The organism is Anaerosinus sp., from assembly GCF_965318445.1.
This window is the reverse complement of record NZ_CBDNNH010000025.1, coordinates 14,878-40,824: the sequence shown is the minus strand read 5'-3', so window position 1 is coordinate 40,824 and position 25,947 is coordinate 14,878. Positions and strand designations below refer to the sequence as shown.

Sequence of the window (25,947 nt, the reverse complement as noted above, 5' to 3'; positions counted from 1 at the left end):
TCATCTTATTTATGTAAACTCTAAATAAACGCTCGCGCATCTTGATAATGCTCAAATAAAAGATCTATAATCTGCTTATCCAATCTGCGATACTTTGCCATTTTCCCCATGATATCCTTTACTTTTTCTTCAGATAGGCTTTCTCTATAGGGACGATCTTCTGTCAGCGCCGTAAAAACATCTGCTACAGCTAATATTTTTGATCCTAAAGATAGAGAATCTTCTGATATACGAAATGGATATCCTGTGCCATCCAAAGTTTCATGATGGTAAGCTGCCCATTGAGCAATTTTTTCAAAATTATCAATTCCTTGCAAAATACGATAAGTATAATAAGTATGCTGTTTAATCAGTAAATACTCTTCCTCCGTCAACTTCTCTGGCTTTTCTAAAATCTCATTTGGTATCGCTAGTTTTCCCAAGTCATGCAAAAGGCCTGCAATTCTCATCTCTTTTACCTCAGATGGACTAAAACCTGCTTTTTTTGCTAAATACGCTGCTACTTCTGCAACTCCACGAGAATGTTTTGCTGTATAGCGACTCGTTTTGTCAATAATAATCGAAAAAATATCCGCAATTTCTGTTACATCTCCTAATGTATAAGAGATTGAACCATAGACATCCAGACTGCTAAAAAATACTTCTTTATAATTCGGATTTATTAGATCTAGCCAAAAGGCTTCTGATTTCGCACATTGATTAAAAGCATCTATCAAATTTGGATCAAATGCAGTACCTGATTTCTCATCTACATAATCTAAAATTTTGTTTTTCTGATCGAAAATATATGTACCCGGATAAATAGAAACTTCTATTCTATCCGCTAAATGGATAATTCGCGAAGCTAATGGAATTTTATCTCCTGCTAATCCAGATGGATTGCCCCCGCACCAATTATCATGATGATATCTAATGGGCTTCGCTAATTTCTCAAACCGCTTTGATAACAAAAGTAGTTCATATCCTTCTTCAGCATGCAAATAAATCCGCTTAGAATCATCCATCGTTCTTAGTAATTTTCGTTCTTCCCAATTGGATACTGCACCAATATCATGAATCAAAGCAGCATAGACAACCTCCTGCCGCTCTATCTCCTCCAGTTTCAATTCTTTTGCAATACAATCTGCAATAAGCGCCGTCCGCCAATGATGCGTTGACATTCCATTTACCGTTAGCTCAAGTGCCATAGATAAAGACTTCATTAAATTCATAGGGTGAATATCAAAAAAATGCACCTTTTCAGCCCCTTTCAAGTATCCGATTGAGGCCTTTCAGGAAGCTGCCAATCAATCGGTGTTCTGCCATTTTTAATAAGATATGCATTTGCCTGTGAAAATGGTTTACTGCCGAAAAATCCGCGATGAGCAGAAAGAGGGCTTGGATGCGGCGATTTTAAAATTAAATGTTTTGAATTTGTAATCATAGTTGCTTTTCGTTGGGCAGGACTACCCCACAAAATAAAAACCAGCGGCTTAGAATTCTCATTTAAGAGTTCAATTATCCGATCGGTGAAAAACTCCCAGCCAACACCTTGGTGTGAATTTGCCTGCCGTTCACGAACAGTTAATACCGTGTTTAATAATAATACACCCTGTTTAGCCCACGAAGTCAAACAACCGTGATTTGGAATTTTGCAACTCAAATCGCTCTTAAGCTCTTTGAATATATTAATTAAAGATGGTGGCGGTTTAACTCCCGGACGCACAGAAAAACTCAGCCCATGTGCCTGTCCCGCACCGTGATAAGGATCTTGCCCTAAGATGACAACTTTCGTCTCTTTATATGGAGTATAGTGAAGCGCATTAAAAATATCATACATGCTCGGGAAAATTCGTCGCTGACGATATTCATCAATTAGAAAAGATCTCAAACTTTTATAATACGGTTTTTCCAATTCTGTATTTAAAAGCTTTGCCCAATCATTTTTAAATATTTCTGTCATTGTATCATTTCCTTAAAAAAAATCTTCTTATTTGTCTATTGTAACACAAATAAGAAGATTTTTAATTTATTTAATCAATTGCATGATAACCAATCATTAACGCTTCCATATTTTTTTCAATCGTTGCTGGCGGCACACGCCTAGCCACCACTTCTTTTATGGTTTCCAGTTGAACTAAATTCGATAGTTTTACTAATAATCCAAGTGCAACAACGTTGGCAAATAACGATTTTCCTAGCCCTTCTACAGCAAGTCTGGTAATCGGTACTTTTATTACATTTGGATGATTCGGCACATGCGGAACAAGTTCTTCGTCAACGACAAGCAATCCCTCTTGCGACAAATCATGATAGTATTTATCGGCAGCTTTTTGCGTCATTGCCAATACAATGTCCGGATGCGTTACTTTCGGATGATAAATAAAACTGTCAGAAATAATAACCTCTGCTTTCGATGCACCACCACGGGCTTCCGGCCCATAAGACTGCGATTGTACCGCTTGCTTACCTTCTACGACTGCACCTTCAGCAAAAATAATCGCCGCTGTTATAACACCCTGCCCACCCGAGCCTGATAATCTAATCTGTTTCATCATTTTGCACCTCCAGCTAAGTCAATGACTTTTTGATAAGCTGTTGTGTATTCTGTTGTCGAAGCTTTATGCAAAATTCCGATAGGGAATTTATCTTCACGTTTTTCTTCTGGTAATTTATCAAAAGCAGCTTGCATCACAGCGTGTTCACTCATCCATTTTAACATCGCCGGTGCATCACCTAATTTATTTTTTCTACCATAGGAAATAGGACATTGCGTAATTGCTTCAATAAAGGAGAAGCCGTCATTATCCATTCCTTGTGCAATCATATCAGCTAGATGCTTTACATGGAATGCCGTACTGCGCGCAACATACGTAGCCCCCGCCGCTCTCGCTAAGTCACATGGATCAAAAGGACGATCAATTGAACCATATGGCGCTGTAGTTGCTTTCTTCGTAAGTGGAGTAAGCGGAGATGCCTGCCCACCGGTCATCCCATAAATATTATTATTGAACAAAATCACCGTTAAATCCACGTTTCTACGACAGCCATGAATAAAATGATTTCCGCCAATTGCCGTACAATCTCCGTCACCTGTGATGACAATAACATTTAATTCGGGATTCGCTAATTTAATTCCCGTTGCAAATGGAATTGCTCTTCCATGTGCTGTATGCAAAGTATCAAAGTTCATATACCCTGACGCTCTTGATGAACATCCAATCCCCGATACAATAATCGTTTTATCTTGATCTAAATTTTTCTTTTCTATTGCTTGCACAATTGCCTTCATTACAATCCCATTACCACAGCCAGGGCACCATAAATGAGGCAATCTGTTTTGGCGAAAATATTTATCGTAACTTCTCATTTCAGCACCTCCTGAGCTAATTTTTCAATTGCTGAAGTAACTTCATCTGGCGTAAAGATTTCCGTATTATATTTTGCTAATAGCTTCACTTTAGCCATCCCATTTGCTGCCCGTTCTACTTCATGAACTAATTGCCCATAGTTAAGTTCAGGTACCAAAATCGCTTTTACTTTTGTAGCAACTTCTTTAATTACTTTATCGGCGAATGGCCAAATCGTCATTAACCGAACCATACCTACTTTAATTCCCTTTTTGCGCGCAGTTTCAACCGCGGCATAGGCTGTACGAGCTGTACCGCCATAAGCAACGACAGCATACTCAGCATCTTCCATAAAAAATTCATCATAATGCGTAATTTCATCTTGTACACGCATAATCTTTTCATGCAAACGATGAATAGACTCTTCTGTTACTTTCGGACTTCCAGAAGGGAACCCCGTTTCATCATGAATAAGTCCCGTCACATGAATACGATACCCTTGACCAAAATCTGCAACATTTGGCACCAAGTCCTCTGTCGGGCGATATGGTTGATACCCTTCTGCACGTGTGCATGTTGGTTTACGCCGTGGATAAACCTCAATATCTTTTATTTCTGGAAGTTCTACACATTCTCTTAAGTGCCCAACAATTTCATCTAATAAGATAATAACTGGTGTTCTAAAACGTTCCGCATAATTTACTGCTTTTATCGTAACATCAAAAGTTTCTTTCACAGTCCATGGTGAAAGTGCGATCATTGGATGATCACCATGCGTACCCCAACGAGCTTGCATAACATCCCCCTGGGATGGTGATGTTGGCTGTCCTGTCGAAGGACCTACACGTTGCACATTGGCAATAACCATCGGAATTTCAGCAATTGCGGCAAATCCTATCAATTCCTGTTTTAATGAGAATCCCGGGCCTGACGTAGCTGTCATTACCTTTTTTCCTGCCAGTGAAGCTCCTAATATTACAGCTGCTCCACCAATTTCATCCTCCATTTGAATAAACTTACCACCGTATTTGGGTAACAAATCTGCCATTGTTTCAGCAATCTCCGTAGAAGGTGTAATTGGATATCCACCGAAAAACCGAACTCCTGCGGCTAATGCTCCTTCTGCACAAGCCTCATTCCCCTGCATTAATCTAGCTTTATTCATTTGCATTCACCTTCTTATCTATATAAATCGCATAATCTGGACAACGTAATTCACACAAACCACAAGCAATGCATGCCTCAGCATTTACCACTTGCACTTTGCCTAATGTATCTAAAGCTAATACAGCTTTAGGACAAAAAGTTACACAAATCTTGCAACCTTTACATCTTGCTTCTTTAATCGTTATAGATACGCTCATAAAGCTTCCTCCTATATCCTATCAAAACATTCATCTTTAATTAAATGCCAAATCCCTAAAATACTTTCTTATAAGTGCACTATACAATAATAACAAAAAATTTATAAAAAAGCTATTATGTTGTAAATGTATTCAAAAAACATCCAATAATAACGTACATTTATATAACAATTAATTAAAATGCTAAATTATTTAAAGCAAATAAACTTCTTCTTCTATAAAATAAAGCTATTATCGAGATTTTTCAAAATAAAACTTTAGATTCTCTGTATAATTTTGTTTTTTTAAGTATTCTTTTAGTATTATTTTTCTATTTTATGGAGGATATCATCTATAGAGAACGAATATTTTATTCATTGATTTTTATCTGTGGAGGTGCAATCCTTGCCCACACTTTTATCCGATTTTTCAACAACTTTATTTGCAGGATTTCCTTCACTTATTGCAATATTTATTTTTGCGTATCTTTACTTATGTTATCGTAAAAAGCATCTTTTTCTTTGGTTATTCTCTTGTTTTGCTCATACATTTCGCATAAAAATTCTCGCCATTGCTTCCCTTAATTTACCGTCTGCTTTTTGGCAGATTTATCAGTTTACATGCATTATTTCTATCATTTTAGATTTATATACAACAAATACTTTGCTAAAAATTAAAAATAAAAAATCTTGGCTATACTTTTTTTTCACATATATTACGTTTCTCATCCTTACGTCTATCTTTAATTTGCCATTTTATACTCTATTGACAATTTCGTATATTGCGCTTTCTTTTAGCTCTACTAGAAATGGTTATATGTTTTTAAAGCATTTACCCAAAAGTATTCATGCGAAAAATATCGCAGCATTTTCATTCATTGCTTCAGGTCTACTGTTTTTTATTTCAGCAATTTTATGCATAATAGAAATTAACCAGAAACTTCTCTTGTTAGTCGAAGTTTTTCTAAGAATCCTTATAATCATTGGATTACTTTCTGTGTTTTTAGAAAAGAACAATTACGATTTAATCAGTGAAAAAATTCGCTATCAACGATTAACTGAAAATTTACCTGATACAATTTGTCGATTTCACATTCACCCAAACTTTCGTATCGATTATATAAGTCTTGCTATCTTAAAATTAACGGGTTATCCCCCTAAAGAATTTTACGATAATCCTCACTTAATTTACAGCATTATATATCACGAAGATCATCATATTTTTAAAGTTTTGAAAAAACAACCTTCTACTTTTTGCTCTAATCATAATCCGCCAAAACAATACCGCATCATCCATAAAAGTGGTAAATTTATTTGGGTGGAACAGACCTTTTCTCCTTTTTTCGATGATAATAACAATATTATAGGATTTGAATCGCTTATTCGTGATATCAGTCTAAAGCGCTCTCTAGATAAAGAAATGCTTCACTTAAACAATATGAAAATCATCGGTCAAATGGCAACAGAGGTAGCCGATCGTGTCCGAAATCCTTTAACTACAATTTCCGGCTATTTGCAGCTCTTTTATGTAAAACCCGAATTTGAAAAGCAACGCAGTAAATTATGTCTTGCATTAAACGAAATAGAAAACTGCAATAAATTTATTCAACAATATTTATTACTAAGTAAGCAAAAAAATCTTGAACTGACAAAAAGCAATCTAAATGACATTATTATAGACATTCAATCTATTTTAAATACAAAAGCTTGCAACCTTGATGGATCCCGCAGAATAAACATTTACTTAAATTTAACCCCACTCCCCGATCAAATGCTTGATATAAGCCAGATTAAACAGCTTCTCATTAATTTAGCTACAAACGCCTTTGATGCCATGCCCTATACTGGCACATTAACAATCATCACCCTTGCAACACCAAATTCAGTCATTCTAACTATTCAAGATGAAGGTTTTGGAATTCCAGAAGAAATCCTTAAAAATATTGGTCAACCATTTTTTACAACCAAAGAGATGAATTCAGGGTTAGGTCTATGTATTTGTTACAATATCGCAAACTTACATCAAGCTGAAATTAATGTCGCTTCAACTCCCACAGGCACAACTTTTGAAATTACTTTTCCTTTATAAATAAAAAGCGTTTACAAGCACCGTGCTGCAAACGCTTTTTATTTATTTTGGGAATAAGTTCTACTAAGATTTAGATAAAATCAAAACTCCACTAAATCCCAACCTTATTTTATAGATTATTCTTCAAATACTCTTTTACTTCTTCGGCAGTCTCTAATTGTAGAACTGCTTCTAGGATAACTTTTGCTTCTTCAAAGCTAATTTTACGGATTTTTTCTTTTACTTTAGGAATAGATGGTGCACTCATGCTAAGCTCATGAATTCCCATGCCTAAAAGCAATACTGCGGCAGCTGGATCACTCGCCATTTCACCGCACATACCAGCCCAAATATTATGATCTCTAGCTGCTTTAATCGTCGTATAAATTAAACGCAAAACAGCTGGATGGAAATGACTATATAAATAAGCAACATTATGATTTACTCTATCTACCGCAAGTGTATATTGAACCAAATCATTCGTCCCAATGCTAAAGAAATCTACATGTTTTGCCAGAACGGGTGCCATAACTGCTGCAGCTGGAGTCTCTACCATGATACCTAAAGATACATCCTCAGAATATTCTTTTCCTTCTGCAATCAATTCATTTTTTGCTTTTTCAAGCAGAGTTTTCACCTGATTGATTTCTGTAACACTGATAACCATCGGCAACATAATTGCTGCTTTTCCATAAACACCTGCACGTAAAATTGCTTTTAATTGCGGAATAAATAAATCTTCTCTAGTTAAACTGATTCGTAGTGCCCGCCAGCCCAAAAACGGGTTATCTTCTGGTGGTACATCAAGATATGCGAGCGGTTTATCTCCACCAATATCCATCGTTCTAATTACACAGATATTACCTGCACACTTTTCTACAGCTTTTTTATAAGCGAGATATTGATCTTCTTCCGTCGGAATATTTTCTTTGCCCATAAATACAAATTCTGTTCTAAATAATCCAACACCTTCACAACCATAAGTAAGTGCTGATTTCACATCGTCGGCACTTCCAATATTTGCAGCAAGCTGCACTTTGACACCATCTGTTGTAATCGCTGGCAATGGTGCTAACTGTGCATAATGTTCTTGCTGACGCTTTTGTTCTTCCAATCGCTTTTGATAACTGCGAATCGTTCGTTCATCAGGATTAATTAACACTTCCCCTTCGTCACCATCAATTAATACCATTGTGCCATCTTTAATCGCTTCAACTTTTTTGCCTAAACCTACAACTGTTGTAATCGCCCGCGCTTTGGCAATAATAACAGCATGACAAGTCGTACTCCCCTGCCCTAAAATAACACCGCCAATTTTGTTAGATGGGATATTTGCTATAACGGAAGGCTCTATCTCATGCCCACAAAGGATTACCGCCTCATCACCAAACTCAGGCTCAGGCACACCGAGTAGCCGTTTCGCGATTCGTCTTCCAACATCGCGGATATCTACCGCCCGCTCCTTCAAATACGCATCATCCATTCCTTCAAACATCGCCGCATATTCTTCACTTGCATATAAAATCGCTCTTGGCGCTGACCCCGTACTCGTAACCTTATCAATAATTGCGCTTTCAAGTGATGAATCTTGTGCCATCATAAGATGAGCTTCCATAATCGCCGCTCTATCTATAGATTCTTTTGCTTTAAGCATTTTAACACTGGCTTCCAAATCAGCAACAACGTTACGAATTGCTTCGTGGACTTTTTGAATTTCAGACTCACTATCACCAGCATCATACGCAGCAAGATATCCGTCTATATTTTGACTTACGAGCATGACTTTGCCGATAGCAATTCCAGAAATAACACCCTTGCCTTGTAATACATCTGGCATAACTATAACCTACCTTTCCAACAGTCTCTATTCTATTCTCCGAATTTAGATTCAACTAATTCAACTAAAGCTTTCACCGCATCTTCTGCATCTGCGCCTTCTGCTTTAATCGTAAGTTCAGTCCCTTTCGTGAGTCCCATTCCCATAATCATTAAGATACTTTTTGCATCCACCGTTTTCCCTTTTGCAGTTACAGTAATTTTACTTTTAAATTTTGCAGCTGCCTGAACAAACATCGACGCCGGTCTAGCATGAATCCCTGTTTCATTCACAATAATAACTTTTTGTTCCATGATTGTATTCTCCTATTCTCTTCTTACCTTTTTATTTGTAAAATCTAAAATCATAATTTTTGCAACTTTCTGGCGCCTTCAGCCGTAGCAACAACAGTATCAAGCGGGCTTCCTAATGAAGCCTCTACGGCTGCGCTAATTGCCCCTTCTAAAATTGGAGTATCCGCTACTTTTACTCTTTCTTTTAATTCTTCATCTACGAGTTCCAATGCAACATCAGTACTTAAAACTGCACTTCCTAAATCCACTAAGACAAGTACACCACTACCATCATCTGCAGCCTCAATTGCAGCTTGAATTTTCATTGCATCAGTACCGATTCCTCCGTCCTCCATACCACCAGCTGCAATGATTTTTTGTTCTGGGCGCGACATTTGCATCGCCATTTCTTTAATTCCTTCTGCTACTTTTGCACTATGTGATACGATTACAATCCCAACCATACTTACCACCCCACTTTTTACTTTTTGTAATAATCATACAAAGCTTTAATCATTACAGTAAGTGAAGTTGCTCCTGCATCTTGATGTCCAATACTGCGTTCGCCAACGTAACTCGCTCTGCCTTTAGTTGCAATAATTGTCTTTGTATATTCTACCCCATCTTCTGCTGCCTTAACCGAAGCTTCTAAACATTCTAATAATGATTTGCCTTTTTCTTTTCCTTCAATAAAACATTCATGGACTGGAATGAATACATCCAGCATTGTTTTTTCACCTTTTACAGCTTTGCCGCGATCTTGAATCCCCTTTACAGCTGCAGCAATCATTTGTTCCGCTGTGTCTACATCTAATGCAAATTTTCCCGCTGCTGGGACTGCCGCACGCATAAAAGCTGTACCATATAGAGGCCCTGCTGCTCCACCAACACTTGAGATAAGTGCCATACCTACAGTTTTTAAAACCGCACCGATATCTTTGCCTTCACCAAGCACTTCAAGCTTCTTCTCTACTGCTTCAAAGCCACGCGCCATATTAATTCCATGATCCCCATCACCAATCGCTTGATCAAGTGAAGTCAAAAATTCTTTTTGTGCAATAACCGCTTTTCCTACAACTCCAATTACTTCATTTATCTCAGCCATAAATTTCTCTTCCTTTTCCGTTGCAAATAATATGTTGTATTATTCGCAGTTTTTTATTTTATATCCACATAAACAATAAACTAAGCAACTTCACTAAAGAATATGCTTTATCACAAAAATTAGCCTGCGTTATAAAAAAGGGCTTGTTCCAACATCACATTAGCACAAGCCCTAATCATGTTAATTAAAATTGAACTAACGCCGGAGTATCCGCTGGTGCTAACAACAATTCTTTCATTTCCGCATCTAATTTTAGAACACTAATAGAGAAACCTGCCATTTCGAGAGAAGTCATATAATTACCAACAAAAGTTTTTACTGTCTTAATTCCTTTTTCGGCTAATATTTCTGCTACTTTACGATTTGCTACATAAAGCTCCATAAGTGGAGTTGCTCCAAGACCATTTACCAGTACCGCAACTTCATCGCCACTATGAACGATATCTTCTGCCAAAATTTTATCAAGTAAGTGCATAACGATTTCATCCGCAGTTTTGATTTCTTCACGATGTGTACCTGGTTCCCCATGAATACCCATACCAATTTCTACTTCTTTTTCACCTAATTCGAAACTTGGTTTTCCTGCTGCCGGAACTGTGCAAGGCGACAAAGCCATACCCATTGAACGAACATTTGCAATTACTTTTTCTGCAACCTCTTTCACTTCTGCAAGTGAGCCTCCATCTTCAGCTTTTGCTCCAGCAATCTTATGAACAAACACTGTACCCGCAATACCACGACGACCAACTGTCCATGTACTGTTCTCTACTGCAACATCATCAGCTACAACAACTTTTTCTACTTCAATCCCATCAGCGGCCGCCATTTCTGCTGCCATTTCGAAATTCATTACATCACCAGTGTAATTTTTAATTACTAGCAAAACACCCTTCCCACTATCAACAGCTTTTACTGCTTCGTATACTTGATCTGGTGTTGGCGATGTAAATACAGCACCAGCAACAGCGCCATCTAACATACCTTTACCTACAAATCCACCATGTGAAGGTTCATGACCACTACCACCACCACTTACTAAAGCTACTTTTTCACCTTTTTTCACTCTAACTACAACGTCTGCACCTTCAACTCTTTTCAAATATTGGGGATGTGCAGCAACCATACCTTGAAGCATTTCTTCAACAACATTTTCAGGAACATTAATAATTTTTTTCATCTCTCCATCTCTCCCTATAAAAAAATTTTGTTCACTATAGTATCGTGACTTTCACTTAATATATATTGCAAGCAGCGTGCCAATCCTATGCAAATTCGACAATAAATTTCGAAAAATTCTTTAAACCCCTTTTTCCCTCTTGATTTATCTTACTTCGAACACCATCTACAAATAAAACATTTTTTCTTTTTCCCAAGAAAAGAATCCATTCATCCTATAAAAACCAAAACACCTAGTAAAAAGTATCAATATTCTTTCTGACATTGATACTTTTTACTAGGTGTTGATATTTTTTATCAATTCACTCTTTCGTTAATCCGTATTTTTTTGCTTTTGTTGCAACTGTCTTATGCGTTAATTTTAACATTTTCCCAGCAGCATTAAAACTTCCACATTTTTTTAATGCATTGCTGATAATTTGTTTTTCATACTCTTCCCAAGGCAGCACTATATTATCATCAAATGCACCTCGTCTAGTCGCCTCAATTCTTTTGACCTCTCGAACTACTGTTTCTCCTCGAATATAGGAAGGCAAATGCTCTAGCGAAATATATTCTACATCCATCAAAGTAATCACTCGTTCCATGATATTTTCCAGCTCCCGAACATTCCCCGGCCAACGATAATCAACTAAAACATCTAGCGCCTCCGTCGTGACTCCTTTTATTGGTTTATGCATCTCATTGCTGATTTTCCCAATAAAATGTTCAATTAATAAAGGGATATCCTGCGCTCGTTCTCTAAGTGGTGGTAAAAAGAGTGGAATTACATTCAAACGATAATATAAATCATCACGAAATGTTTCCTTTTCTAACATTTCTTCTAAATTTCGATTTGTAGCGGCAATAATTCGCACATTCACTTTGACGGACGTTTCGCCACCAACACGATAAAACTCGCGTTGCTGTAAAGCCCTTAACAGCTTTACTTGCATATTCCTATCCATATCGCCAATTTCATCAAGAAAAATCGTACCGTTATTCGCTAATTCAAACTTTCCAAGTTTTCGCTTCGTTGCACCGGTAAACGCACCCTTTTCGTGGCCAAACAATTCGCTTTCGAGTAACGCAGATGGAATTGCTCCACAATTCACACGAATAAATGGACCTTGCGCTCTACTGCTTGCATAATGAATTCCCTCAGCAATCAATTCTTTCCCCGTGCCACTTTCACCCCGAATCAATACCGTAGCACTGCTTTTTGCAGCTTTTACCGCCATTGCCAATACATCAACAACTTTACCACTCGAACCGATATAATGGGCAAACGCTTTGTTATTTTTTTTCGTACGCAAAAGTTCCTGTTCCAAATACTCCGCTTTCGCAGAAACTTTCATTAGTTTCTCCATTAACTCTTGAACTTCCGTAATTTTTTTCACAACAGATACGACGCCAGCAATCTCGCCATCAACCATAATCGGATTTGTATTCGCTACGACAGTAACACCATTTTTCTTTTTTACAATACTGCCCATTTGCTGTTTTCCTGTCTTAAGAACTGTATTTCTTACACCATTTGGCGATATTTCCTGAATATTTTTCCCAATTAGTTCAGCACTTTTTCGATCCACAATTTTCAAATACGCAGGATTCGCATAAATAATCTCGCCAACTTTATTTAATACGCAGATACCATCTTGCACAGTTTCCAAAATAAGTTGTAATCTTTCTTGCATTTCTTTGACTTCATAAAATTCCCATGTAACTTTTTCAAGCGCCGATACGTCTTCAAAAATTGCCGTTGTTCCGCGGACTTCTCCATCAATAATTATCGGCGTACGATTCGTCAACGTCATTGCGCCATTAATTTCTTGTCTAGATGCGATTTCACCTAACCCAGTCTGATTGACAATGTGCATTCTCGTATTTGGTACGACATCATAAACTCTCTTTCCGATCGCTTTAGCCGCGGGGATACCAATAAGACGCTCTGCTGCTGGATTGCAAACAGTTATAATATCTTCTTGATTGGTTACAATTAAACCATTCGCCATACTAGAAAAAATCTGTTCTGCTGTAAATGCATTTTCGTGTAAAAGTTGGTCAACCTCTTTTAACGCCGAAGAATTTCCTAAATTAAAATCCCCTTCAAGAAAAGTAACCATCTCTTCAACTGCTGAGAATTGTTTATCGTCATCTGTAGAAACCCAAATAGAATCTCCACAACCAATCTTTAATGCAACCAAAGACATTAGGCTGCGAATCTCAATTCGCTCACTATCTTTACTGCGAATATATAACTTGCATCGACGTGATTGATATATTTCATGTGACTTTTGCACAATCATTGCAGCAACCCTTGTATGCAGCCCACTCTCGTGATAAACTACCGCTTGCTTTTCAAACAAAACTCCCGCCTCATTTCCTGCACAAATTATAACGCCATTGTTCAAGATCTTCCGTGAGAAAATCTACCTATCGCCGTTTCAACGAGGCGGGAGATATCTGCTCACCGCCTGTTACTTACAGTTGTTTCCCCACCTATAGAAGTGAGGAAAATTTTATTTCGAGTTATATTCCCATTATACTTTATCTCATCATTTTCGACCATCCCCACCTAAAAATTAGAAAATGATACAGGTTTTTTGTTAAAATTGTCGAATTATTCTACTTTATATAAAGTAGACTTGATTCAGGTGGATTTTTACTCCATCTGGCTCCTAGTCTCCCTTATCCAAAGACTTAACTTCTCTTTTCACTCCCATAGCTGGAATCTTAGCGCAGGTTAGTCATCGGATAAAGCATCGAACAAAAATTTATTCATATAAAAAGTAGGAGGATTTTACATGAAAAAAAGTATAAATATTCTAGGTTTACCTATCATAAGTATTACAGAATGTAGTGAGCTTGGCACAAGTAAAGGTCTAATGATTGATGCGAATAAAGGGATTGTTGCAGGTATTCTCATTGAAGACGACGAGTGGTTTCGCGGAGCTAAGATCTTACCATTTGATGCAATTACAGCAATCGGTGGCGATGCAATTACCATTATGAATGATACGGACATTATTCCATTAACGGAAGGTGCCGATTATGAACCACTATTAGTAGAAAATATAAAAATAATCGGTACAAAAGTCATTACAAAAACAGGCAGCCTTTATGGAAAAGTAACGGAAATTATAATTGATGATGCAGGTAAAATTGCAGAATGCGAAATTATGAATAGTCACAACGCAGTTGTCACCTTATCTGCTGATAAAATTTCTACGTATGGCAAACATGTTACAATTATTGAAAACGTAGAAATTGAACCAATTGCGCCAGAACCGATTAAACCTACACCGCTTGCACAGCAAAGCAAAATTTTAAAATCGAATCAAATTGATCCAGCCCCAATCCATCCACCATTAATGAAAACAACCTCCTTTATTAAACCAAGTCATATGTCAGATGACGAATACAAAAAGACTTTGCTTGGACACCGCGCAAAGTTTCGCTTAACAACGGACAGTGGTGTTGTCATTATCGAAGCTGGCGGCGAAGTTACGCAAGAAGTTCTACAAAAAGCTACTTTATCAAAAAAAATCCCTGAACTCGCGTTATGCCTTCAATAACCCCAACTTAATGCAGCGGGATTTTTAACTCCATTTGCATTTTAAGATGACTAGCATCCCTTACTTCAGAAAAGAGGAAATCTCATTAAAAAGTTAATTTTTAACCAAAAGACCTTAGTAACTCTACTTTTTCTCTGTATGGCTATTCTCTTTACTTTAACGATTTTATTTAGTACCGGACTCGCATTGTTGAATTCCAATCGCATATTTTTTGGAGTTTCCACCCCTCTCATACATGTTAGCAGCTTGACGACCACTGAAGCAGAGGCAAAATTACAAACCTACTTTCAAGAAAAAATCGTTCCTGCGCCAGTGATAAAAATAGATTGCAACAATAAAACCTGGTCAATCACTGCTGATCAAATTGATTTAGAACTGGATAGTGCAGCTACTGCTCAAAAAGCTTTTTCCATCGGGCGAAATTCCAATATTTTCAAACGAATTTATGAGCAAATTCAATGTTTTTCTTCTGGAATTATTATAGAACCAGAATTTCGCTGTAATGAAACAAAACTCACAGCAGTCCTAAAAAAAATACATGCGCAATCTGGACAAGATACAGAAGATGCATATTGTCAGTTAGACGGCGAAAAAGTAACAATTATCCCTGAAAAAATTGGACAAAAACCTAATTTTGATAAACTGATGAACGATTGTAGCCTCGATGCATTAAAAAAACAATTACCCCTAATCGTTCATCTCGATGTAGAAATCTCTCCCCCTCAGGTCACCGTTGATGCATTAAAGCAAATTGATACTTTACTTACAGAGTACTCTTCACAATTTAATGCAGAAAATGAAAATCGTTCTGAAAATATCCGTATTGCAGCTAAAAGCATTGATAAGCATTGCATTGTGTCCGGCGAAATCTTTTCCTTTAATGAACATGTCGGGTTACGTGTTGCAGAGGCTGGATTTAAAGAAGCACCTGTCCTTATTAACGGCAAAAGCGTTCCCGATATCGGTGGCGGCGTTTGTCAAGTAAGCAGCACACTTTATAACGCAATATTGCTCGCCGACTTAAAACCTATGAATCGGACTCCGCACTTTCATCCTCTAGGCTATGTACCTTTTGGCCTAGATGCCACCGTTGCCGATAACTTGATTGATTTCACCTTTCAGAATACATTACCAAATAGTATTTATCTTCTAACAAAAGTTACGGGCAATACCTTAACAATTTATATACTCGGTAATCATCAAAGCTTTTCAAAAGAAACGATTAGCCTGACTTCTTCTATTGACAAAGTCATCCCTCCAGCAGTCGTTGAACAAACGGATCCTTCCTTATCGAAAGGAGCAAGATTTATTGCAGATCCCGGACAAGAAGGCTATGTTGTATCCTCTTACCGCATAAAAAGCTATCAAGGACAAGAAGTGAGCCGTGAACTCCTCTATGTCGATACCTACTCCGCAGAAGATAAAATTATCCGAATCGGCACTGGGAAATAAATTTAACGCATTAAAGCAAAAAATTTGTAAATTTCTGTTACGAAACAGAAATTAACAATTTACACTTGACGAAAAATTATATATAATATCATTATAAGTAAGATTATAGGATATGATTATCCGAGATTTGTTGATAATCACGCAGTAACGCCATTTATTAATGGGTCAGTCTGCGTTTTTTTATTGTTAAAGAAAAGGAGTCTTCGGCGTGAAAAGAGCTGTTATTGATGAAATTGCGAATCCAGAATTACGTTTTGTTTGCAAGTATATCGAAGAGGAAATTTTCGAACGTGGTTTTACGAACAACATCATCGAAATAGACTTTGAGAATATTTGCGAATGCGACAAAATAAAAAAAGCTTGTGAAATCCTTGGCTATAAACAAAAAATTGGCGCTAGCTATATGAAGCGATTACTGTCTACACACCGCTATCATCTAAAATGCTAAGTAAATCTTATACATAGAATTCTTTTATATGAAAAAAGTTCACTTCATTTCTGAAGTGAACTTTTTATTTTATTTATTTTATTCATTTTCTTCTTTTACTTTAAACCACGCCGCATACATCGTTGGCAATACCAAAAGGGTAAGTACAGTTGCACAGAATAACCCCCCTGCAATCGCAACTGCCATCGGACCCCAGAAATTACTGCGCATCAATGGAATCATTCCTAAAATTGCAGCTGCTGCGGTCAGCATAATCGGTCTAAACCGCAAAATTGCCGAATCAATAATTGCATGCCATGGATCTTCACCATCAGCTATATGCTTTTCAATTTGATCAATTAGAATAACAGAATTTCGAATAATCATTCCACTTAACGCTAACACCCCAAGTTCTGCAACAAAACCCATCGACTGATTGGTAATGAGCATACTTGTCGCAACTCCAATAATGCCAAGCGGTGCGGTCATTAACGTAATAAACATCAGCGACATCCGTTTCAACTGGAACATCAATAGAGTAATAATTACAATAATCATTGCCGGAATCGGTACCATCATAAATTCAATAGATTTATCACTACTTTCTAATGCACCTGCTGATTCAATTGTATACCCCGGCGGCAGATTCTCTTGAATCCCTTTTATTTTTTGTAAAATTTCATTTGCAACGTCATTTCCTGTTACGCCATTGATAATATTTGCTCCAAGTGTAATTGTTGGTTTCAAATCACGCCTTGCAATTTTTCCTTCTTCTGCTGAATAGCTGACTTTTGCAATTTGTTCTAACGGAACATAACGGTTTCCAATATAAATCGGCATATCTTTAATTTTTGATAAATCTTCACGTGCATCGCTACTCATTCTAAAAACGATATCCACCGTTTTATCACCTTCGTAATATTCGGCTATCGCTGCACCTGACAATTGCGTTTGCAAGCTAAGTGAAAAAGTTTTTGCATCAATACCCAAATTTCTCAATTTATCTTGATCTAAATCAAGATGCATAACTTTGCTCTTTTCTTTCCAATTAAACTTTACTTCTTTTACTTTATCATTTGTAACCATAATATTAGAAACTTCATCGGCTATTTCACGAACTTTTTCGTGCTCATATCCACTAACTCTAAACATTACTGGATACTCCGCTGGTGGCCCAGTTTGAATCAACCGAATATTCCCAATGACATTTGAGAACTCCTCTGAAAATGATTGTTGAAACTTTGTAATAAGCTTTTCTCTTGCTTCATTGTCTTTTGCAACAACGATAAATTGTGCAAAATTCGTCGCTGGCAATTCCGGGGTCATGGTTAGAACAAATCGTGGAGATCCCTCACCTGCATAATAGCTATAATTTTCAATGCCATCTAATCCGTCAAGCATCGCAGCAAAACGATTTGCTGTCATATCCGTAGCTTTCATTGACGCCCCCTCCGGCAAAGTCAAAGAAACGATAATCTCCGGACGCGTTGAAGGCGGGAAAAATTCTTGTTTTACAAATTTTAATAATCCAATCGACCCAATAAAGCAAACAATCGTACACCCTATGACTAGTACACGATGGCGCAAACACCAAGTCAATAGATTGCGAAAGAATTTATAAAATTTACTTTGATAAGGGTCTTTATCTTCTTGATGCACTTTTACTCGAATTAAATAATAGCCAAATAATGGCGCTACCATAACAGAAACAATCCATGAAATAATGAGCGCAATAGAGATTACGGGGAATAGCGAAGAAGTAAATTCTGCTGACATTCCTTTAGAAAAGCCTACAGGAATAAACCCTGCACAAGTAATCAACGTTCCTGTAAGCATTGGAACAGCAGTTACCGTATAGGCATAGCAAGCTGCTTCAAATCGTTCATACCCTTGTTCTAATTTCACTGCCATCATTTCCACGGCAATAATCGCATCATCAACTAAAAGTCCCAATGCAATAATAAGCGCACCCAACGAAACTTTATGTAACGAAATATTAAGCATATACATTGCTAAAAATACACCGGCAATAACTAAGGGAATACAGCCAGCTACAACAAGTCCAGTACGTACTCCTAAGCTTAGAAAGCTTACAAGTAAAACGATTGCAATCGCTTCCAAAAGAGTTCTGACAAATTCACCAATCGAATCTTTTACTACTTTCGGTTGATTCGAAACTTGATTCAACTCTAATCCAAGCGGCAAATCTTTACTAATTTGATCTACTGTTTTAGAAAGATCATCCCCCAGCTTTAGAATATTACCACCTTCTGACATCGAAAGCGCAATCCCAATTGCCGGTTGTCCGTTAAAATACATTTTCGGTTCTGCCGGCTCTACATATTTCCTTTCTACGGTTGCAATATCCCCAAGACGAAACGTCTTGCCATTGGCGCGAATCGCTAGGTTTTGAATTGCTTCAACGCTATCAAACTGACCAGTCACACGCATATAGACATCATCGGTCTGAGTTTCCACCATCCCGGCTGGATTCATGGCATTTTGATTTTTTAAAACGGAAGCAATTAAGTCAGGTGAAATTCCAAGCTGCGCTAATTTACTCGTTTCAACTTCTACATATATTTTCTCCGATTGTTCGCCAATGAGTTCAACTTTCTTTACATTATCCAAATTCAATAAAGTACGTCGAATCCGCTCTGCCTCCACCCGCATTTCCTCATACGAATATCCGTCTCCCGTCAAAGCATAGATTGACCCAAATACATCATCAAAACTATCATTAAAAAATGGACCGACGACACCTTCTGGCAGGTCACCTTTGATATCATTTACTAAATTTCTCGCATTGAACCAAGAAGATTTTATTGATTCTTTCGGGAAGTCCTCAACAAGTGTTACATAAATAACCGCCTTGCCTGGATAAGATTTACTCTCCAGATAATCAAGTCCAGGAATGTCCTGCAATTTCTTCTCCAATTTATCGGTAACCTGTTCTTCAACTTCTCTGGCACTTGCGCCAGGCCAAGCAACAGATACTACCATTTGCCGAATGACAAAGTCGGGGTCTTCCATTCGCCCTAATTTTTCATACGAAAAAATCCCCATAATAAAAGTTACGATAATGAAATAATAAACGAGCGATTTATTTTTTAGAGCAATTTCTGTTAAGTTAAATCCCTTCATTTGGGCTCACCTGCCAACCGAACTTCCTGTCCTTCATGCAATTTATGCACACCTGCGGTTACAATAACATCTCCAGCATGTAGACCTCCTGTAACTTTCACTGCGTTGTCAGCAAAATTTTCAATGACTACCGCTTGTAATTTCACTTGATTATCTTTAACAATCCAAACTTTCGGATGATCATCCGTTTGATAAATCGCAGATAAAGGAACAACATAATAATTTAAATCTGTATCTACATTATTTAATCTTGCACTGGCTGTCATACCTAAACTTATAGTATCCGGCGAATTTAACAGCGTAATTCGAACTTTATAAGTTCGCGCAACAGGGTCTGCAATTGGGGAAATTTCTCGAATTGTACCGTTGACAACCACATTGTTTAACGCCCAAAAAGAGATTGCTGCTGATTCACCCACCTTAACATCCTTTATTCGACTTTCTGGGATATTAATTTCAACTTCCAATTCTCCGTCCTTCACTAGCGTAACCATGCTCTGTCCTGCAGCTACCACTTGTCCTACTTCCCCTTGGATCGCTGCGATTACACCATCTGCATCGGCCAAAAGCTGACTATATTCTAGCGCATTACTACCTTGCGCTGCTTGCGCCTGTGCTTGCTTTAATGTAGCTAGCGCTGACTCATAAGTTGTCTTATATTGCTCATATTGTGCAAGGCTAATTGCTGCTTGTTCATAAAGTTGACGATAGCGCGCTAAATTTGCCTCCGCTAAAGCTAATTGTGCACGGGCCGATTCCACTTGTGCAGCCCCAATATTTGCTGTCTGTACAACGTCTTTGGCATCAATTGCCATTAACAAATCCCCTTTGCTGACGCGTGTACCTAAATCAATATTACGAGTAATGATTTTTCCTCCAACTTGAAAAGCAAGCTGACTTTCGTAACGCCCTTTAACTTCTCCAGCATAAACAGACGAATCATTTTTATCGCTCATCCCTACGACCATCGTTTTCACAATGGGGGCATTTTCCTTAAGCTGCGAATTTTTATCACAACCTGTGATGAATAGAGAAATAAAGATACATCCAATAAATAAAATAAATAACTTACTGTGCCGCATTTTTCAAACCTCCAAATCCGTCCATAATAATTAACCCGATTATACCATGTCTTTCAGACCGGATAAAGTAACCTTCTTATAAAATATTCCCTTAATCCTAGATCTGTGCATTAGGCAACGATCGATGTGCTAGCCCTACACACAGCTCATTTAGATTCAATATGCCGACGCCCATATAAATTGCTACACACAAATGCTCATCATAACGCGCAATTCCAATTTTCCCGCCTACATTGAATCCAATTGCTTTTGCTTTAACTTGTTCTAATGCCGCAGCTGCCGCACCTGCGACAGCCCCCGCACCAACATGATTATTGGGAACCAAACCTTGCCTTTGCGCAGCTACAACTGCCCGCTCAACAATTTTCCCAATGGAATGTACAAATTCACCACCAAAATCTACTGCAGTCGCTTGAATCCCCTGCGCATTTAATATTCGTTTTACTTCATTTTCTTCTATGCGACTTGCTGTGACAGCAATTTTTAATGCTGCTCTGCCAATATCAATACTCGTATATCCAGAATCGTCCATTTTTTTGCACTCACTTTCCTATTTAAAGTATTCATAAAATCTCCCGAATATGGCTATTTTATCACTAAGAAGGTTTATCGCCAATAATAAATACCAAATATTACGCTTGATGAGCCTAGTAAAAATAAAATATAATGATTATCTGTGTGCAAATTGACAAAGCCTGTTGAAAGCTATAGTATCTTTTTAGACAATATTTACACTGATAAAAAAGAATTCACGCAAAGGATGAATCACTATGAAAGATATTTTAGATATGCATACTCATACAATTGCCAGTGGGCATGCTTATAATACAATTCGTGAAATGGCACTTGCTGCAAAGGCCAAAGGATTAGAACTCCTAGGAATTGCTGAACATGCACCAAATATGCCCGGCACGTGTCATCCATTTTATTTTTATAACCTTGAAGTTATTGACCGCAATGCTTATGGCATTGAATTATTTCTCGGGGCAGAATTAAATATTCTCGATGAACAAGGCAACATTGACTTACCAGAAGAGCTATTATCACGGATTGACTATGCAATTGCCAGCTTTCATGAAATGTGCTGTCCACCTACAAATAAAGAGCTAAACACAAAAGCAATGATTAACGCAATGAAAAATCCATATGTAAACATCATCGGTCATCCCGATAATGGGAATTATGAATTAGACTATGAAGCCGTCGTTATCGCAGCAAAAAAATATAAAGTTTTACTTGAAATCAATAATAGTTCTATGCGTCCGACGAGCAATCGTCCAGGCGCTATAGAAAATAATCGAAAAATGCTTACATTGTGTCAAAAACACAATGTATCGGTTATTTTAGACAGCGACGCACATTCTGAAATGGGTGTAGGCAATCATCAATATGCTTGGCAATTAATTGAAGAGCTAAACTTTCCTCAGGAGCTAATCGTCAATGATTCACGCGAAAAATTGATGCGTTTTTTAAAAAAACGCGGTTAAATCGGTATCCATAGGGAGGAACTTTTTTGATCACTTTACAACTCTGCGTAATACTTGCCTGCCTAGTAATCGGTACTAGGTTTGGCGGTATCGGACTCGGACTGATTAGCGGGTTTGGAATCTTTACCCTTACCTTTGGGTTTGGCATGCAGCCTGGCAAACCACCTGTTGATGTAATCTTAACGATTTTAGCGGTAATCAGTGCTGCTTCCATCTTGCAAACTGCCGGCGGACTAAACGTACTGCTTCAATACGCTGAACATTTGCTAAGACGCCATCCTTCGTATATAACAATCTTAGCTCCATTAACTACATGGCTATTAACAATACTTTGTGGTACAGGGCATGTTGTTTACACAATGTTTCCAATTATTTATGACATCGCAATCAAACAAGGAATCCGCCCCGAACGACCAATGGCTGTAGCTTCTATAGCCTCTCAAATTGGGATTGCGGCATCCCCTGTATCCGTTGCAGTCGTTTCAATGATCTCTATTTTTGCTGCAAATGGAATTGAAGGAATTGGCATCTTACAATTATTATCTATCTCTGTTCCAGCTACATTCATCGGTATTTTCGTGGCAGGCTTGTGGAGCATGAGGCGCGGTAAAGATTTATCTATCGACCCTGATTTTCAGGCAAGAATCGCAGACCCAGAAGAAAGAAAATTCATTTTTGGCGATACAACAAGTCTACTGGGGAAAAAGTTACCAAAAGAATCTTATCTTGCAACGGGAATCTTCTTTCTGGCAATTTTAATCGTTGTTATCTTTGGTGCGATGCCAGAACTTCGCCCGATTTTTAGCGATAGCGGAAAACCACTATCAATGAATCTAGTCATTCAAATGCTTATGCTAATGGCAGGGGCTTTAATTTTAATGACTTGTAAAGTAAAGCCTACAGATATTTCTCACAGCAATATCTTCCAAGCTGGCATGATTGCTATTGTATCCATTTACGGGATCGCTTGGATGGCCGATACATTTTTTTCAGCACATTTTACTTTACTCAAGACCAATTTAGCCGACTTTATTGTCGGACATCATTGGGCATATGCACTCGTATTATTTATCGTCTCTCAATTGGTCAACAGCCAAGCTGCAGCGATAACGGCAATTGCTCCAATGGCGTTACATCTCGGCGTGGAACCAAAAATTATAGTTGCATTTTTCTCCGCTTGTTACGGGTACTTTATCTTACCTACTTATGCAAGCGATCTTGCCTGCATTGGATTTGACCGTTCTGGCACAACGAAAATCGGTAAATTCGTAATCAATCATAGCTTTATCATGCCCGGCATTATTTCTGTTGGAACAAGCTGTATTATTGGCTATATTTTAGCAATGCTATTTTTATAAAAAAGCACAAAATGCACCTCAAAGTGAGGTGCATTTTTTATTTATCTATATAAAAACTCTATACTTTATATTGCTCAATTCCTTTAATAAAATGCTGCGTCATCTTTTTAAATTCCGTGATTTTCTCCATCATGTCATGCAATTTTTCATTATAAACATGTACAGATGCGCTAACTTCCTCTGTAGCCGCAGAATTCTCTTCTGAAATAGCTGCAATTGACTCAATTTTGCTATAAACAGCATGAATTCCCTGCATCTCTTGCTCAAGCTTATCAATCATATCCACAATGTTATCCGAAACTCCACGAACATTTTTTAAGCACCGCATATTATCCTCAACCACGCCCATTAGCTGACTACTTTCCTGCGCTAGGACTTCATACTCTGTATCGACATGGCGCACAACGTCTTCAATTGTATGCGTAATCACCTGAACATCCGCAGAAATAATTTTTGACTGTTCTTGTGACTGCTCTGCTAGCATTCTAACCTCTTCGGCAACAACGGCGAAGCCCTTGCCTTGTTCGCCCGCCCGCGCTGCTTCAATAGCCGCATTTAGCGCTAAAAGATTCGTTTGTCCCGCAATAGATGCAACAGTGTTCGTGATCATTGTGATTTTTTTTGCTTGCGTACGCAATCCCTCTACAGATTCTTTTACCAATGCAAAATTGTCCATGCTTTCATTAAGTTTATTACTGGAACTTCTTACATTTGAAAATCCATGATCAATTTCTAGAACAGCCTCTTTTAACTGCTTATTATTTTCAATTTGTTCTTTAACTACATCTTTAAAGGTTTCAATATTCCCATTTAAAATTCCAACTGCTTCCGTTGTATTTTCAGCCTCATGCATTGCTGAAGCCGCTACGTCATTTACCACTTTTGTGATTTCATCAGAAGTCCCACTCATCTTCTCCGCTAAAGCATTAAATGCATCACCATATTTATCTAGTTCATCCCCCGTCCCTTTAAATCCAGTAAACTCACGACGTATTGTTTGCTTATATGTATTGATTTTATTTCCTATCCGCTCAAAAGCATCGCCCGTCTTTATCTGCATTAAAGAAGAATACTGATGCTGTAAAAGTTGATCCACCTCATTTTCAATATCCTGTAGAGGACGCGCAACCAACCAGCATCCTATAAATGCTGCTACCCCCGCTGGCAAAGCTGCCCATAGAGGAATAGAATCCGTCAAAAACTGTAACGGCAATAGTGCAATAAATGCAATTGCCGCCGTCAATAATCCACATTTCGAGGCTAGCCCTGGTAAAAATTTTAAAATATAATTCATTTCATATGCTTTTATACGATGAATCTCATAGGGAAAGCGAAGTTTCAACTCTAACTCTTCACGTTCCTTTTTCACCACTGTAATCCCAATCTTTTCATTATAATGCTGTGCTGCACCTTCTAAAAGCCCCCGGAAATAATCAAACATCGCTCGCTTTGATTTGTAGCTAAAAATCGCTTCATTTCCTGAAACAACATGCATTCTCAGATCAGGCGGCTTTGCCCCAGGAATAATCCGCATAACTTCAATATGTACATCATACATAGATTCTAAAAAGGCATACAAATTATTTCGTTGAAAAAAAGCCGGATATGCTTCAAAAAAAGTTTTTATGTTATCTTTCCCTATTGCATGCCATACATCGCTTATTGGCAAGCTTATCTTTTGTGAAATTAAATGTATCATTTTTTGAGGTATGTGATCCTCTATATCCTCCGTCGGTAAAAAGACATGATCTGATCCATAGCCAATTTGTCGCAAAACTTCACTAACTAGATTTTCTCCCCATAACTTTCTTGCTGTACGCACCCATGTTGCTACAATTGTCCCCTTCATTTTTTCACTCCATTCTGACTAAGCATCCATTTCCTAAATTATACACTTTTCTTTCTCATTCGTAAATAAGAATTATTATTTATAAAACGTTATTTTATTATATTTTTAAATTAACAACTTTGTTCTTTCAGCTTTAAATGCAAAATAGAGAAAGGGTTTCCCTGTTCATCTAATTCAGACCTGCTTTCCACCTTAAATCCAACACTAAGATAAAACTCATATGCTCGCCGATTCTGCTCATTGACATCTACATGCGTTACCTTGCATTTATGAATCGCATAGTTCACTAACTCTGTACCAATTCCGTGTCTGAAAAAATCGGGATGAAGAAACAGCATCTCGACTTTTTCTTTTTCTGTTAAAAACAAATGCGTTGCTTCCACGGATTTCTGCCATACTTGAAACAATTCATCAGCTAATTTTCCATCGCGTTTTTTCACTTCTATTAATTCGTTCATATTT

At 37.7% G+C, this 25,947-nt stretch carries 23 protein-coding genes; 6 read left to right on the top strand and 17 right to left on the bottom strand.

Going from position 1 to position 25,947, the window contains the following annotated elements; translation table 11 throughout:
- Window positions 1-20: 20 nt before the first annotated feature.
- From ACWZFG_RS12100 to ACWZFG_RS12075, 6 genes are all read right to left on the bottom strand, one after another.
- Complete coding sequence (locus ACWZFG_RS12100; protein WP_455577692.1) at window positions 21-1,211, bottom strand: HD-GYP domain-containing protein; 1,191 nt, start codon at window positions 1,209-1,211, stop codon at window positions 21-23.
- 38 nt (window positions 1,212-1,249) lie between these two features.
- Window positions 1,250-1,942 carry a uracil-DNA glycosylase gene (locus ACWZFG_RS12095; RefSeq protein WP_177504530.1) on the bottom strand — a complete coding sequence of 231 codons (693 nt, stop codon included), beginning with the start codon at window positions 1,940-1,942 and terminating at the stop codon, window positions 1,250-1,252.
- A 70-nt stretch (window positions 1,943-2,012) separates the two neighbouring features.
- The gene (locus tag ACWZFG_RS12090; protein ID WP_177504532.1) at window positions 2,013-2,537 is read right to left on the bottom strand and encodes a 2-oxoacid:acceptor oxidoreductase family protein; all 525 of its coding nucleotides are present in this window, start codon (window positions 2,535-2,537) and stop codon (window positions 2,013-2,015) included.
- A complete protein-coding gene (locus tag ACWZFG_RS12085; RefSeq protein WP_177504534.1) occupies window positions 2,534-3,349 on the bottom strand; it encodes a 2-oxoacid:ferredoxin oxidoreductase subunit beta in 816 nt (271 codons plus the stop codon). The genes ACWZFG_RS12090 and ACWZFG_RS12085 overlap by 4 nt, the downstream gene beginning before the upstream one ends.
- Window positions 3,346-4,494 (bottom strand): 2-oxoacid:acceptor oxidoreductase subunit alpha, encoded by a 1,149-nt coding sequence (locus tag ACWZFG_RS12080; protein WP_177504536.1) that lies wholly within the window; start codon window positions 4,492-4,494, stop codon window positions 3,346-3,348. Before ACWZFG_RS12080 ends, ACWZFG_RS12085 begins: the two co-directional genes overlap by 4 nt.
- A complete protein-coding gene (locus ACWZFG_RS12075) occupies window positions 4,487-4,693 on the bottom strand; it encodes a 4Fe-4S binding protein (protein WP_147669560.1) in 207 nt (68 codons plus the stop codon). Before ACWZFG_RS12075 ends, ACWZFG_RS12080 begins: the two co-directional genes overlap by 8 nt.
- Window positions 4,694-5,077: 384 nt before the next feature.
- On the opposite strand from ACWZFG_RS12075, the gene ACWZFG_RS12070 reads away from it, so the two are divergent.
- Window positions 5,078-6,760 (top strand): ATP-binding protein, encoded by a 1,683-nt coding sequence (locus tag ACWZFG_RS12070; RefSeq protein WP_177504538.1) that lies wholly within the window; start codon window positions 5,078-5,080, stop codon window positions 6,758-6,760.
- A gap of 109 nt (window positions 6,761-6,869) precedes the next feature.
- On the opposite strand, the gene ptsP is transcribed toward ACWZFG_RS12070, so the two are convergent.
- From ptsP to ACWZFG_RS12040, 6 genes are all read right to left on the bottom strand, one after another.
- The gene (ptsP, locus tag ACWZFG_RS12065) at window positions 6,870-8,576 is read right to left on the bottom strand and encodes a phosphoenolpyruvate--protein phosphotransferase (protein ID WP_418627487.1); all 1,707 of its coding nucleotides are present in this window, start codon (window positions 8,574-8,576) and stop codon (window positions 6,870-6,872) included.
- 32 nt (window positions 8,577-8,608) lie between these two features.
- A complete protein-coding gene (locus ACWZFG_RS12060) occupies window positions 8,609-8,869 on the bottom strand; it encodes an HPr family phosphocarrier protein (RefSeq protein ID WP_147669557.1) in 261 nt (86 codons plus the stop codon).
- Window positions 8,870-8,919: 50 nt separating this feature from the next.
- A complete protein-coding gene (gene dhaM, locus ACWZFG_RS12055; RefSeq protein WP_147669556.1) occupies window positions 8,920-9,312 on the bottom strand; it encodes a dihydroxyacetone kinase phosphoryl donor subunit DhaM in 393 nt (130 codons plus the stop codon).
- A gap of 17 nt (window positions 9,313-9,329) precedes the next feature.
- Complete coding sequence (dhaL, locus tag ACWZFG_RS12050; protein ID WP_177504542.1) at window positions 9,330-9,953, bottom strand: dihydroxyacetone kinase subunit DhaL; 624 nt, start codon at window positions 9,951-9,953, stop codon at window positions 9,330-9,332.
- 184 nt (window positions 9,954-10,137) lie between these two features.
- A complete protein-coding gene (gene dhaK / locus ACWZFG_RS12045; RefSeq protein ID WP_177504544.1) occupies window positions 10,138-11,130 on the bottom strand; it encodes a dihydroxyacetone kinase subunit DhaK in 993 nt (330 codons plus the stop codon).
- 301 nt (window positions 11,131-11,431) lie between these two features.
- The gene (locus ACWZFG_RS12040) at window positions 11,432-13,522 is read right to left on the bottom strand and encodes a sigma 54-interacting transcriptional regulator (protein ID WP_455577691.1); all 2,091 of its coding nucleotides are present in this window, start codon (window positions 13,520-13,522) and stop codon (window positions 11,432-11,434) included.
- Between the two features lie 393 nt (window positions 13,523-13,915).
- On the opposite strand from ACWZFG_RS12040, the gene ACWZFG_RS12035 reads away from it, so the two are divergent.
- The 3 genes from ACWZFG_RS12035 (at window position 13,916) to ACWZFG_RS12025 (ending at window position 16,586) form a co-directional block, all read left to right on the top strand.
- Window positions 13,916-14,686 carry a PRC-barrel domain-containing protein gene (locus ACWZFG_RS12035; protein ID WP_418627489.1) on the top strand — a complete coding sequence of 257 codons (771 nt, stop codon included), beginning with the start codon at window positions 13,916-13,918 and terminating at the stop codon, window positions 14,684-14,686.
- Window positions 14,687-14,932: 246 nt separating this feature from the next.
- Window positions 14,933-16,138 (top strand): VanW family protein, encoded by a 1,206-nt coding sequence (locus ACWZFG_RS12030; protein WP_177504550.1) that lies wholly within the window; start codon window positions 14,933-14,935, stop codon window positions 16,136-16,138.
- Window positions 16,139-16,346: 208 nt separating this feature from the next.
- The gene (locus ACWZFG_RS12025) at window positions 16,347-16,586 is read left to right on the top strand and encodes a hypothetical protein (protein ID WP_147669550.1); all 240 of its coding nucleotides are present in this window, start codon (window positions 16,347-16,349) and stop codon (window positions 16,584-16,586) included.
- Between the two features lie 78 nt (window positions 16,587-16,664).
- On the opposite strand, the gene ACWZFG_RS12020 is transcribed toward ACWZFG_RS12025, so the two are convergent.
- The 3 genes from ACWZFG_RS12020 to ACWZFG_RS12010 form a co-directional block, all read right to left on the bottom strand.
- Complete coding sequence (locus tag ACWZFG_RS12020) at window positions 16,665-19,709, bottom strand: efflux RND transporter permease subunit (protein WP_177504552.1); 3,045 nt, start codon at window positions 19,707-19,709, stop codon at window positions 16,665-16,667.
- On the bottom strand, window positions 19,706-20,791 hold the full coding sequence (locus tag ACWZFG_RS12015) for an efflux RND transporter periplasmic adaptor subunit (protein WP_177504554.1): 1,086 nt from the start codon (window positions 20,789-20,791) through the stop codon (window positions 19,706-19,708). Before ACWZFG_RS12015 ends, ACWZFG_RS12020 begins: the two co-directional genes overlap by 4 nt.
- 97 nt (window positions 20,792-20,888) lie before the next feature.
- Window positions 20,889-21,323 (bottom strand): HutP family protein, encoded by a 435-nt coding sequence (locus ACWZFG_RS12010; protein ID WP_177504556.1) that lies wholly within the window; start codon window positions 21,321-21,323, stop codon window positions 20,889-20,891.
- Between the two features lie 238 nt (window positions 21,324-21,561).
- Between ACWZFG_RS12010 and ACWZFG_RS12005 the strand changes: the two genes are divergently transcribed.
- Together ACWZFG_RS12005 and ACWZFG_RS12000 are read left to right on the top strand one after the other, a co-directional pair.
- The gene (locus ACWZFG_RS12005; RefSeq protein ID WP_177504558.1) at window positions 21,562-22,278 is read left to right on the top strand and encodes a PHP domain-containing protein; all 717 of its coding nucleotides are present in this window, start codon (window positions 21,562-21,564) and stop codon (window positions 22,276-22,278) included.
- 26 nt (window positions 22,279-22,304) lie between these two features.
- The gene (locus ACWZFG_RS12000) at window positions 22,305-23,636 is read left to right on the top strand and encodes an anaerobic C4-dicarboxylate transporter (RefSeq protein WP_177504560.1); all 1,332 of its coding nucleotides are present in this window, start codon (window positions 22,305-22,307) and stop codon (window positions 23,634-23,636) included.
- Window positions 23,637-23,694: 58 nt separating this feature from the next.
- Here ACWZFG_RS12000 and ACWZFG_RS11995 read toward each other — a convergent pair whose 3' ends face one another.
- Both ACWZFG_RS11995 and ACWZFG_RS11990 read right to left on the bottom strand, forming a co-directional pair.
- Window positions 23,695-25,485 carry a heme NO-binding domain-containing protein gene (locus ACWZFG_RS11995; RefSeq protein ID WP_177504565.1) on the bottom strand — a complete coding sequence of 597 codons (1,791 nt, stop codon included), beginning with the start codon at window positions 25,483-25,485 and terminating at the stop codon, window positions 23,695-23,697.
- 110 nt (window positions 25,486-25,595) lie between these two features.
- Window positions 25,596-25,943, bottom strand: coding sequence for a GNAT family N-acetyltransferase (locus ACWZFG_RS11990; protein ID WP_418627227.1), 348 nt, complete (start codon window positions 25,941-25,943; stop codon window positions 25,596-25,598).
- Window positions 25,944-25,947 lie beyond the last annotated feature (4 nt).

Coding starts and splice junctions, on each gene's coding strand:
- ACWZFG_RS12100 (WP_455577692.1), bottom strand. CDS start 1,211: ATGAATTTAATGAAGTCTTTATCTATGGCACTTGAGCTAACGGTAAAT.
- ACWZFG_RS12095 (WP_177504530.1), bottom strand. CDS start 1,942: ATGACAGAAATATTTAAAAATGATTGGGCAAAGCTTTTAAATACAGAA.
- ACWZFG_RS12090 (WP_177504532.1), bottom strand. CDS start 2,537: ATGATGAAACAGATTAGATTATCAGGCTCGGGTGGGCAGGGTGTTATA.
- ACWZFG_RS12085 (WP_177504534.1), bottom strand. CDS start 3,349: ATGAGAAGTTACGATAAATATTTTCGCCAAAACAGATTGCCTCATTTA.
- ACWZFG_RS12080 (WP_177504536.1), bottom strand. CDS start 4,494: ATGAATAAAGCTAGATTAATGCAGGGGAATGAGGCTTGTGCAGAAGGA.
- ACWZFG_RS12075 (WP_147669560.1), bottom strand. CDS start 4,693: ATGAGCGTATCTATAACGATTAAAGAAGCAAGATGTAAAGGTTGCAAG.
- ptsP (WP_418627487.1), bottom strand. CDS start 8,576: ATGCCAGATGTATTACAAGGCAAGGGTGTTATTTCTGGAATTGCTATC.
- ACWZFG_RS12060 (WP_147669557.1), bottom strand. CDS start 8,869: ATGGAACAAAAAGTTATTATTGTGAATGAAACAGGGATTCATGCTAGA.
- dhaM (WP_147669556.1), bottom strand. CDS start 9,312: ATGGTTGGGATTGTAATCGTATCACATAGTGCAAAAGTAGCAGAAGGA.
- dhaL (WP_177504542.1), bottom strand. CDS start 9,953: ATGGCTGAGATAAATGAAGTAATTGGAGTTGTAGGAAAAGCGGTTATT.
- dhaK (WP_177504544.1), bottom strand. CDS start 11,130: ATGAAAAAAATTATTAATGTTCCTGAAAATGTTGTTGAAGAAATGCTT.
- ACWZFG_RS12035 (WP_418627489.1), top strand. CDS start 13,916: ATGAAAAAAAGTATAAATATTCTAGGTTTACCTATCATAAGTATTACA.
- ACWZFG_RS12020 (WP_177504552.1), bottom strand. CDS start 19,709: ATGAAGGGATTTAACTTAACAGAAATTGCTCTAAAAAATAAATCGCTC.
- ACWZFG_RS12015 (WP_177504554.1), bottom strand. CDS start 20,791: ATGCGGCACAGTAAGTTATTTATTTTATTTATTGGATGTATCTTTATT.
- ACWZFG_RS12010 (WP_177504556.1), bottom strand. CDS start 21,323: ATGGACGATTCTGGATATACGAGTATTGATATTGGCAGAGCAGCATTA.
- ACWZFG_RS12005 (WP_177504558.1), top strand. CDS start 21,562: ATGAAAGATATTTTAGATATGCATACTCATACAATTGCCAGTGGGCAT.
- ACWZFG_RS11995 (WP_177504565.1), bottom strand. CDS start 25,485: ATGAAGGGGACAATTGTAGCAACATGGGTGCGTACAGCAAGAAAGTTA.
- ACWZFG_RS11990 (WP_418627227.1), bottom strand. CDS start 25,943: ATGAACGAATTAATAGAAGTGAAAAAACGCGATGGAAAATTAGCTGAT.